The sequence below is a fragment of the Polaribacter marinaquae genome (assembly GCF_038019025.1).
Taxonomy (GTDB): Bacteria; Bacteroidota; Bacteroidia; order Flavobacteriales; family Flavobacteriaceae; genus Polaribacter; species Polaribacter marinaquae.
The window spans coordinates 2,662,041-2,674,044 of sequence record NZ_CP150496.1 but is presented as its reverse complement, the minus strand read 5'-3'; the positions used below and the strand labels follow the sequence as shown (position 1 = coordinate 2,674,044).

Here is a 12,004-nt window from a genome sequence, read left to right as displayed (position 1 = left end):
TTAAAAGAATCGCGGTGCTTTTATATTGCTATTCCTAAATACTTCATAACGTAGGAAAACCTCGTGTGAACCTGAATTAAACGTAGATAGATTATTTGTGTCAAAATCATAACCATAACCTAAAAACCAATTCCTGCTTAACTGAAAGCCAGCTAATAAACTCACAGCTGCATCTATACGATATGACCCTCCTATAGTAAACTTATCATATATCTGAAAATTTCCCGATACATCCAATTGTAACGGAGAACCCGAAACAAACTTTGTCAACAATGCAGGCTTAAATAATACATCTTGACTTAAATCAAATACATAACCCGCTGTAAAATGATAATGCAAACGCTCCTTAGATATCGAACTTACAGATGCTCCTAAGTTTTTATTAATATGTTTGGTCTGTAATAAATTAGGAATTGAAAATCCTAAATAACTCTTATCTGAATACCAAAACACTCCAAAACCAAAGTTCGGAGAAATACGATTATTAATGTTATTCTGCGCCAATACATCCCCTGGGTTAAATATATTTAACTGGTTGAAATCTACATTCAGCATATGAGCACTCGCTCGTAATCCAAAGGCTAATTTATAATCATATGACGTTTGGATCGTATAACTCATATCTAAAGAAACTAAATTCTCTTCAACAGGCCCTATCGCATCATTTAAAAAACTCAACCCAATACCTAAATTAGAAGAACCTAAAGGGGAATGATACGAAAGAGCATTCGTTGTCGGTGCTCCATCCAAACCAATCCACTGAGAACGTTGTGATAAATAAATACTTGTCGTACCACGGGAACCAGCATACGCCGGATTAAAACTCAGCGTGTTATACATATAGTTACTAAACTGAGCATCTTGCTGAGAGTAACTCAATCCGCTTATAAGTATAATAACAAGTGTGACTATTTTTTTCATTTATTTTTAATTTTTACAATTTATCTTATATCTTAAAACAATCTATCTAGTTAAATATAAATAACCCTTGCGCTCTTTAAAATCTCCTGAACTTGATTTATATTTTAAAATATAAAAGTATGTGCCTGTTGGTAATAATGATGATGGTGAAATTACTCCTCTTCCATTGGAAACACCTGTGAAATAATTTCCATTTTGCCCATATCCCGATACATTATAAACCTTAGATCCCCAACGATTGTAAATCTCTAAAATATTCTCCGGATACAACTCAATATTACGGATCACAAATACATCATTCTGGCCATCTCCATTTGGAGTCAATAAATTAAAAACCTCTAAATTATCCTCTGCCGAAGGTCTATAATTATTGAACTCTAAATAATCAAAAATACCATTACCATTTGAGCCAATTGGATTTTTTGGATCTAATCCAATCTCATCTCCATTACTCAAACCATCACCGTCACAGTCACTAAACAAAAATTCATCAGATAATGACTCTGTAATTCTAGATGGTACTGATGAACAAAAATCTAATGGATCTGTACCATCTGTTTTCTCATAACCATCTACAACTCCATCTCCATCACTATCTGAATTCAATGGATCAGTACCATCTATCAATTCTTCGGCATTGGTTACTCCGTCAATATCACAGTCTGCTGTGTCCCAAGCTATACTCGGTGGAAATGTTTGACTTGCCAATACAAAATCACAAGTATCTAACGGGTCTGTTCCATCTGTCTCTTCTATATCATCCGCAACACCGTCTCCGTCACTATCAATTCTAATAATCCTAAAAATAGCATCTGACTGAATATTTAAAGTATAATTATCTCCTGCACTTAAAGTCCCAGAGGATATTAAATACTCTCCTACAGCCTCACCTGATTCTCGTGATAACACCCCTGTAAATTCATCCGAACCAAAAAGTACAGGATCTGCTGTAAATACCAATACAGGATCTTGAGCACCATAATCTTTCTCTTGATCTGGTATTAAAATTTCTATAACCTTTGGTACAATCATAAACCTTACGGTTCTACTACCATCATAATTACCAAGCCCTGTAATCGTTACCATCGCTTGTCCTACATTGATATTATCACTATAACTTAATTTATAATCGATTCCTTCCTCTAATAGGTTTGAACCATCTTCCACAATAGGCTTAGGCCTTTGTAACGATCCATTGTATACAAGATCTGCTATAGGAGCTACTGTAATATCAGTTTCCGTAATTGACCTACTATTAATCGTAAAGGTTCCTGGAGTATATGTTATATCGTAATTTGTCGATGTTAGTCCTGAAGCTGTAATCGCATAAGTTGATACCGCCTCTCCAGATACTCTACTTATTAATAAGGTTCCTGTTAAGTCGTCCTTATCCTCGCCGTTCACAAATCCTGCATAACTTACTGTTAACTCAGGATCTGACTCTCCAAATACCTTACTCTTATCGTCTGCCGTAATGGTCAGTGGAGCTTGGGTAATGTTAAAGGTTACTACCTTGTTACCAGTGTAATTGCCATAGCTAACAATCGTCACTGTAGCTATACCAACATTGATATTATTACTGTAATCTAATCCATAATCCGTTCCCTGTACCAAAGTAGTTGCTCCATCCTTCACCGTTAACGGAGGAGTAATCCCTTGACCCGTGTAAACAAAGTCCTCAATAGGTGAAACAGTAATATCTGCATCAATAATCGACTTAGCAGTGATGGTAAACACTCCTGGCGCATAAGTAATCGCATAGTTAGTTGACGTTAAACCTGAGCCTGTGATCGCATAAGTGCCTGCTGCTTCTCCTGCAACTCGACTGATCGCTAAGGTGCCTGTGAGATCTTCATCATCCTCGCCATTCACAAAACCGGTATAACTTACCGTTAACTCAGGATCATCCTCTCCAAACTCCTTTGTCTTAGCATCTGCTGTAATAGTCAGTAGAGCTCGGGTAATGTTAAAGGTTACCGTTCTACTGCCCTCGTAGGCATTTATCCCTGTAATGGTAACCGTTGCTGTGCCTACGTTGATATTATCTTGATATGATAGCGTGTAATCCGTATCTTTAACAAGTATTATTTCTCCATCTTTAACCAACGGACTTGGAGTTTGAGCTAAACCTGTATACACTAAATCGGATATAGAAGCAACTCTAATATCTGTATCTGTTATAGACTTACTACCAATAGTAAACTCTCCTGTTTCGTAAGTAATCACATAATTGGTTGACGTTAATCCTGAAGCTGTGATAGTGTAAGTAGCTGGTGTCTCTCCAGTAGTTCTACTGATAGATAAAGTCCCCGATAGATCATTCTGATCCTCCCCATTCACAAATCCTGCATAACTTACCGTTAAGTCAGGATCTGACTCTCCAAATACCTTACTCTTATCTTCTGCCGTAATGGTCAGTGGCGCTGGGGTAATATTAAAGGTTACTCTTCTTGTCCCGTTGTAATTACCCTTACCTGTAATCGTAACTGTTGCTGTACCTACATTGGTATTTGCTGCATAGCTTAACTCATAATCTGTGTCTTCTACTAAGGTTGTAGCACCATCTTTCACCAACGGACTTGGAGTTTGAGCTAATCCTGTATACACTAAATCGGATATAGAAGCAACTCTAATATCTGTATCTGTTATAGACTTACTACCAATAGTAAACTCTCCTGTTTCGTAAGTAATCACATAATTGGTTGACGTTAATCCTGAAGCTGTGATAGTGTAAGTAGCTGGTGTCTCTCCAGAAGTTCTACTGATAGATAAAGTCCCCGATAGATCATTCTGATCCTCCCCATTCACAAAACCTACATAACTTACCGTTAAGTCAGGATCTGACTCTCCAAATACCTTACTCTTATCTTCTGCAGTAATGGTCAGTGGCGCTGGGGTAATATTAAAGGTTACTGTTCTTGTCCCGTTGTAATTACCCTTACCTGTAATCGTAACTGTTGCTGTACCTACATTGGTATATGCTGCATAGCTTAACTCATAATCTGTATCTTCTACTAAGGTTGTAGCACCATCTTTCACCAACGGACTTGGAGTTTGAGCTAATCCTGTATACACTAAGTCCGTTATCGGAGATACCATGAAAGCTGATTGAGTAATAAGTCTACTTGTAATGGTAAATGTTCCTGGAGTATAGGTTATATCGTAGTTTGTCGATGTTAATCCTGAAGCTGTAATCGCATAAGTTGATACCGCCTCTCCAGATACTCTATTTATTAATAAGGTTCCTGTTAAGTCGTCCTTATCTTCGCCGTTCACAAATCCTGCATAACTTACCGTTAAGTCAGGATCTGACTCTCCAAATACCTTACTCTTATCTTCTGCCGTAATGGTCAGTGGCGCTGGGGTAATATTAAAGGTTACTCTTCTTGTCCCGTTGTAATTACCCTTACCTGTAATCGTAACTGTTGCTGTACCTACATTGGTATTTGCTGCATAGCTTAACTCATAATCTGTGTCTTCTACTAAGGTTGTAGCACCATCTTTCACCAACGGACTTGGAGTTTGAGCTAATCCTGTATACACTAAATCGGATATAGAAGCAACTCTAATATCTGTATCTGTTATAGACTTACTACCAATAGTAAACTCTCCTGTTTCGTAAGTAATCACATAATTGGTTGACGTTAATCCTGAAGCTGTAATCGCATAAGTTGATACCGCCTCTCCAGATACTCTACTTATTAATAAGGTTCCTGTTAAGTCGTCCTTATCCTCGCCGTTCACAAATCCTGCATAACTTACTGTTAACTCAGGATCTGACTCTCCAAATACCTTACTCTTATCGTCTGCCGTAATGGTCAGTGGAGCTTGGGTAATGTTAAAGGTTACTACCTTGTTACCAGTGTAATTGCCATAGCTAACAATCGTCACTGTAGCTATACCAACATTGATATTATTACTGTAATCTAATCCATAATCCGTTCCCTGTACCAAAGTAGTTGCTCCATCCTTCACCGTTAACGGAGGAGTAATCCCTTGACCCGTGTAAACAAAGTCCTCAATAGGTGAAACAGTAATATCTGCATCAATAATCGACTTAGCAGTGATGGTAAACACTCCTGGCGCATAAGTAATCGCATAGTTAGTTGACGTTAAACCTGAGCCTGTGATCGCATAAGTGCCTGCTGCTTCTCCTGCAACTCGACTGATCGCTAAGGTGCCTGTGAGATCTTCATCATCCTCGCCATTCACAAAACCGGTATAACTTACCGTTAACTCAGGATCATCCTCTCCAAACTCCTTTGTCTTAGCATCTGCTGTAATAGTCAGTAGAGCTCGGGTAATGTTAAAGGTTACCGTTCTACTGCCCTCGTAGGCATTTATCCCTGTAATGGTAACCGTTGCTGTGCCTACGTTGATATTATCTTGATATGATAGCGTGTAATCCGTATCTTTAACAAGTATTATTTCTCCATCTTTAACCAACGGACTTGGAGTTTGAGCTAAACCTGTATACACTAAATCGGATATAGAAGCAACTCTAATATCTGTATCTGTTATAGACTTACTACCAATAGTAAACTCTCCTGTTTCGTAAGTAATCACATAATTGGTTGACGTTAATCCTGAAGCTGTGATAGTGTAAGTAGCTGGTGTCTCTCCAGTAGTTCTACTGATAGATAAAGTCCCCGATAGATCATTCTGATCCTCCCCATTCACAAATCCTGCATAACTTACCGTTAAGTCAGGATCTGACTCTCCAAATACCTTACTCTTATCTTCTGCCGTAATGGTCAGTGGCGCTGGGGTAATATTAAAGGTTACTCTTCTTGTCCCGTTGTAATTACCCTTACCTGTAATCGTAACTGTTGCTGTACCTACATTGGTATTTGCTGCATAGCTTAACTCATAATCTGTGTCTTCTACTAAGGTTGTAGCACCATCTTTCACCAACGGACTTGGAGTTTGAGCTAATCCTGTATACACTAAATCGGATATAGAAGCAACTCTAATATCTGTATCTGTTATAGACTTACTACCAATAGTAAACTCTCCTGTTTCGTAAGTAATCACATAATTGGTTGACGTTAATCCTGAAGCTGTGATAGTGTAAGTAGCTGGTGTCTCTCCAGAAGTTCTACTGATAGATAAAGTCCCCGATAGATCATTCTGATCCTCCCCATTCACAAAACCTACATAACTTACCGTTAAGTCAGGATCTGACTCTCCAAATACCTTACTCTTATCTTCTGCAGTAATGGTCAGTGGCGCTGGGGTAATATTAAAGGTTACTGTTCTTGTCCCGTTGTAATTACCCTTACCTGTAATCGTAACTGTTGCTGTACCTACATTGGTATATGCTGCATAGCTTAACTCATAATCTGTATCTTCTACTAAGGTTGTAGCACCATCTTTCACCAACGGACTTGGAGTTTGAGCTAATCCTGTATACACTAAGTCCGTTATCGGAGATACCATGAAAGCTGATTGAGTAATAAGTCTACTTGTAATGGTAAATGTTCCTGGAGTATAGGTTATATCGTAGTTTGTCGATGTTAATCCTGAAGCTGTAATCGCATAAGTTGATACCGCCTCTCCAGATACTCTACTTATTAATAAGGTTCCTGTTAAGTCGTCCTTATCCTCGCCGTTCACAAATCCTGCATAACTTACTGTTAACTCAGGATCATCCTCTCCAAACTCCTTTGTCTTATCGTCTGCCGTAATGGTCAGTGGAGCTGGGGTAATGTTAAAGGTTACTACCTTGTTACCAGTGTAATTCCCTTTTCCAGTAATCGTAATCGTTGCTGTCCCTACATTGGTGTTAGCTGCATAGCTTAACTCATAGTCCGTGTCCTTAGTCAGTACTGTAGTACCGTCCTTTACCTCTGGGCTTGGCGTTTGAGCTGTTCCGTTATATACCAAATCTGAGATAGGTGAAACAGTAATATCTGCATCAATAATCGACTTAGCAGTGATGGTAAACACTCCTGGCGCATAAGTAATCGCATAGTTAGTTGACGTTAAACCTGAGCCTGTGATCGCATAAGTGCCTGCTGCTTCTCCTGCAACTCGACTGATCGCTAAGGTGCCTGTGAGATCTTCAGCATCCTCGCCATTCACAAAACCGGTATAACTTACCGTTAACTCAGGATCATCCTCTCCAAACTCCTTTGTCTTAGCATCTGCTGTAATAGTCAGTAGAGCTCGGGTAATGTTAAAGGTTACCGTTCTACTGCCCTCATATGCATTGATTCCTGTAATCGTAATCGTTGCTGTACCTACATTGGTGTTGGCCGTATAGCTTAACTCATAGTCTGTGTCTTCTACCAAGGTGGTAGCGCCATCTTTTACCTCTGGACTTGGCGTTTGCGCTAATCCGCTATATACCACATCTGAGATAGGGGAAATGGTAATATCCGTAACCGCTATCGACTTAGAATTGATGGTAAACTCTCCTGGTGCATAAGTAATCGAATAATTCGTTGACGTTAAACCTGAAGCTGTAATCGCATAAGTGCCTGCTGCTTCTCCTGCAACTCGACTGATCGCTAAGGTGCCTGTGAGATCTTCAGCATCCTCACCATTTACAAAACCGGTATAACTTACCGTTAACTCAGGGTCATCCTCTCCAAACTCCTTTGTCTTAGCATCTGCAGTAATGGTCAGTGGAGCTCGGGTAATGTTAAAGGTTACAACTCTTGTTCCGTTGTAGTTGCCCTTACCTGTAAGGGTAATCGTTGCTGTGCCTACATTGGTGTTAGCTGCATAGCTTAACTCATAGTCTGTGTCTTCTACCAAGGTGGTATCGCCATCTTTTACCTCCGGACTTGGGCTTTGCGCTGTTCCGTTGTACACCAAGTCTGAGATTGAGGCTACAGTAATTCCATTAGAGTTGATATCTCTGACCTGATCATCATCTAGCGTGATATTAGCATCCACTAATTCAGATGAAGTAGCTGGAAGAGGATTATCTCCTATCCAATAATCTCCTGTACCATCATCTATAATGGTTGCTGTTCCTGAAATCTCAGTAACAGTATTGTCTGAAGGTTGGCCAAACGTTCCAAGCGCAGAACCTATAGATGAGGAAAAGAGTCTAGCACTTGAACTCGAACCCGTAACCCCCATACGCGCCTTGAACTTATCAACCGGTCTGGTGAAATAAGCAATAAAGGAGGCGGTATTTTCAAACTCAATACCACTTAAAGATGAATTAATTCCTTCAAATCTTGTAAATCCAGTTCTACCTGAAGGGTTTGGTGTCACTGTTAAACCAGAATTTTGACCTAACTGATACGAACTTAAACCGAACAACTCTACAAACTCTTTCACTGTTGATGAGCTACCATCTATATCTACTGGATTGACCACAAAGTTTTTCACTCCTACTTTTGTCGTAGTTCCTGACAAGAAAAACTCAAAAGTAAAGTCTACATATGATCCTGAAGATGAAGATGAATTTATTTGAGGTTCAAATCTCGAGGCATTAGTATTATTATCAAAAGTAAAGCTGCTTACATTCGATTTAGCATCAATACTGATTACTATATCAATCGCTTGACCATCAATGGTAATCGCATTCACTTTTTTGTAGGTTGTCCCTACCGCACCATCTGTACCTGTAACCGTATAACTATCTAAATTGAAAGTTTGGAAGTTCGCATCATATATCATCAACCCTACCAAATCATTAGGGATTTCGAAAACTTCTAACCCAAACGTCTCTGCACCCTCAAAAATAGTGTCTTGCTCACCAGTAATATCCACTCTTACATAAACAGTGCCTCCATTAGGTATCGTCAACTGATCATCAGTTATATAGTCAACCCAAGCACTACCATTCCACCATTGAATGGCCGGAGCATTACCTAAATCTGCCTCTCCTGACGCTTGCAGTAATCTGAGCGAAAACACATCTCCTACAGGACCATTGACCTCAAAAACACCCCAATCCGAACCTTCATTAATCGTGATATCACTTACTTGTAAAGTGTTGTAAGTTGCTAATATAAAGCCCGATTTACTAGACTGACCACTGGTTGCTGTTGAAACTGTAATACTTCCAGAAGTCGCTCCCACTGGAATTGTAACAGTAATAGAAGTAGCAGAATTGACTGTAAATGTTGCAGTGACTCCGGCTACTGTCACCGCATTAACTGTGCTGAGGTTCGTTCCAGTTAAAGTGATATTGGATCCAATCTCAGCAGTAGTAGGTGAAAAAGACGTAATATTTGGTGCAGTTGCACTAATCACATAGGTCGCAAACTGAGAATAAGGTCTTAAAATATACAATGCTCTATTAGAACCGTTGAGGGTTAAACCTCCTAGATAAGCAACATCTCGATAGGTTCCTGCCGGGGTATTATTGTCTACAGTGAATTGTGGTTCTCCTGATGGGGCAGTTAAACCTAGGGTACTTAAGTCGACTGCCGTGCCTGAAGCGTCTACTATACTATAGGTTGGCGAGATATTTCCAAGTGGTCCTGTACCATTATTCACTTTCACATAAAGTGCCGTTCTTGGATATTGTAATTCTTTAAGGCGAGGCAACTGGCCATCAACCTTTGACCAATAAGTAGTGCTAAACCCTGATGGAAGGGTTGTGCCACTGGTTGGGGTAACACCTGTATACGTCGAAGAGCGAGTAACTCTTGTCTCAATATTGCCGAGAGTGTTTAACGTGGTATACAAACTATTAAATGTTCCACCTGAACTAAACCCGGTAATACCGCCAAAAGATACGTCCTGAGAGACCACATTACTCCATGAATAGGAATTTGAGATATTACTATCTAAAACGTACACTACTCCAACTAGTCCTCCGGTACCATAATAGCCGCTAGAATGATGGGCCGTCAAAATACTTCCCGTGGCGTATGATCTTTCTATTATTAATTTAACGGTTGTGCTGTTTCCTGAGGTATCATAATTGCCCACATCACCAATTAAGCCCCCTACTGACAATCTTCGAGATATTTCAGATCCAGCTGAACTAACATCTGCCGTACTGAAAGATCTTTTTATGATACCGGTACCATTGTTGATGTTTCCTACAAGTCCACCAGCAAAGAAAATAGCCTGCTTATCTGTATCGTTCGCAGTGGTTATTGGGTCTGTATTGGCAGTAGCGATTTTTCCGCTACTCCAAACCCCGTCTAAAGTTGTAGTATAGACCGTTTTAGAATGCCCAGAAGACAAACTTGCTTGACCAATACTTCCAACAATACCTCCGATACGATATTCTGTAGAATTACTAGTAGAAGAGGTGAAAATATCCATATGTGTTACTCCGAAATTTCGGATAGTAGCCCCTCTAGCCTCTGAGAAGAATCCTAGGTTAATTTGAGATCCACCTGAGTTTCTGATGGTCATATTCTGAACCTCATTCCCTAAACCCTCAAAAACCCCTTGAAAAACTGAAGTTACTACTGCAGCAGTATAATTAGTTGCGCTGACATCAATATCATCAGTTAGTGCAACTCTCTCTGCTGAGGAAACAGGAATTGTTGCTATTTCTGAGATATCATTGATAATCGTATAAGATTCGTTAGCAATTTTTAATGAGGCATTAGCTCCAGTCATTTCGATTCTTGCGTCGTTTGCCAAGTTAAATATGTAATCAAAGCCGTTCGAAGCAGCTGTTGATGCGTCACTTCCTCCATAAAAAATATTCAAGCTTGCGTCAGCATGAGTTGCAGAAATCTCACTTCCAAAAAAGATATTACCCGCTGATTGAAGTGTTAATTCAGCATCTGTAGTCCATGAAAAGTCTGACTCAATATTAATGTAACCGTCGGTTAGAATTGTTAGATCACCAGCAGCCAGAGCTGTTTCGATAACTGAAGCATTTATATTTGCGTCTTCTGATCCAAGAGAGACAATGTAGCCCGAACTTAAGTCCCATGTTGTTCCTTCATTTGTGCCACCTGAAGCGATTATATTTAAATTTCCAGCACCTCTAACAATGAATTCACTAGTCTGCCCGTAACTTGTCCCACTGCTATTCGTGGCAAATGCTCTTATATAGTAAGCACCTGGTGTAACGCCAGTAATACTTCCTGTAAATACACCCTCTCCCGTTCCGGAAGAAATTTTAGTATCGGAAAGTGTAGGATTCGCCTCGGTTCGAGACCATACAAAACCTCTTTCTGTGACATTTGCGCCTCTATCATTCGTCACATTACCATTCAAAGAAATAGTTGTCCCAGACCTCGTTGCCGACCCAGTAACAATTGGAAGACCTGGTTCGATAAACGAGGATCCACCAGATAATAACACACTGTATCTATCTATGTGACTAACCCTTTTACCTCCAATGGCAAAGTAAGAATGAAGAATATCAGCGTTTTGAAAATCTGATGACGTGTAGGTCGTTGTCTCCGTCTCATTAAGTTCTCCAACGGAACCGTCAGGTTTAGCTTTGTAGATGGAGATAGTCATGCGATAATTATTCAGGCTTGTGTTTTCAATTTTCAAAACCGCTTTTAACCAACTATACTCTTCAGTCACTCCAGTGGCAGCCGCGTCTCCTGTATTAGGAACACCATCAGTACCTGCATATCCTGTCGCATCCCAATAGATGTTAGTATTATCTATAGACGAGGAAAAGGAACCCTTATGCCAATGGTATCCATTTCCATGAAAAGATATCCCCAAAACTCGACCAAGTGATCTAGCATATTTTCCTTGCGCAGTAGTATTCAGTGATCCATTACCTTCTGGAATTTGAAACCCAAGGCCTCCATAACCTACGCCGACCGATTTGAAATACATACTGAATTCAAAAACGCTTCCGACACCCGCATTTGAGTAGCCTTGTTTTGAAATAAACACTTCATCGACATCAACACTACCAGCATCATCATTCATTCGAACAAAACCAGAATTGTTGAGTCCGCCAGTAGCTTCGTGTCTTGGATAAGTACTTATTGATCCATCATTGTAAAATGATTCCGTCAATTGATTTGAATTATTAAATTCAAAACTACTTACAACCTGTGAAGAAAGAGACATGTTAAAAATAACAAAGGTAAAGAGCAAAAAAAATCTTGATTTCATGTTTTGAGGTTTTGTTTCTAGTTAAAAACATATTTTAATTATAATTAAAAAAATCATCCTA

At 39.5% G+C, this 12,004-nt stretch carries 2 protein-coding genes; both read right to left on the bottom strand.

The genetic code is table 11. The features are described 5' to 3' along the window. Entirely contained in the window at positions 1-921 is a 921-nt protein-coding gene (locus tag WG950_RS11950; protein WP_298949656.1) for a PorP/SprF family type IX secretion system membrane protein, read from the bottom strand. A 42-nt stretch (positions 922-963) separates the two neighbouring features. After that, entirely contained in the window at positions 964-11,898 is a 10,935-nt protein-coding gene (locus tag WG950_RS11945; protein ID WP_340932646.1) for an MBG domain-containing protein, read from the bottom strand. Positions 11,899-12,004: the final 106 nt, after the last annotated feature.

Coding starts and splice junctions, on each gene's coding strand:
- WG950_RS11950 (WP_298949656.1), bottom strand. CDS start 921: ATGAAAAAAATAGTCACACTTGTTATTATACTTATAAGCGGATTGAGT.
- WG950_RS11945 (WP_340932646.1), bottom strand. CDS start 11,898: ATGTCTCTTTCTTCACAGGTTGTAAGTAGTTTTGAATTTAATAATTCA.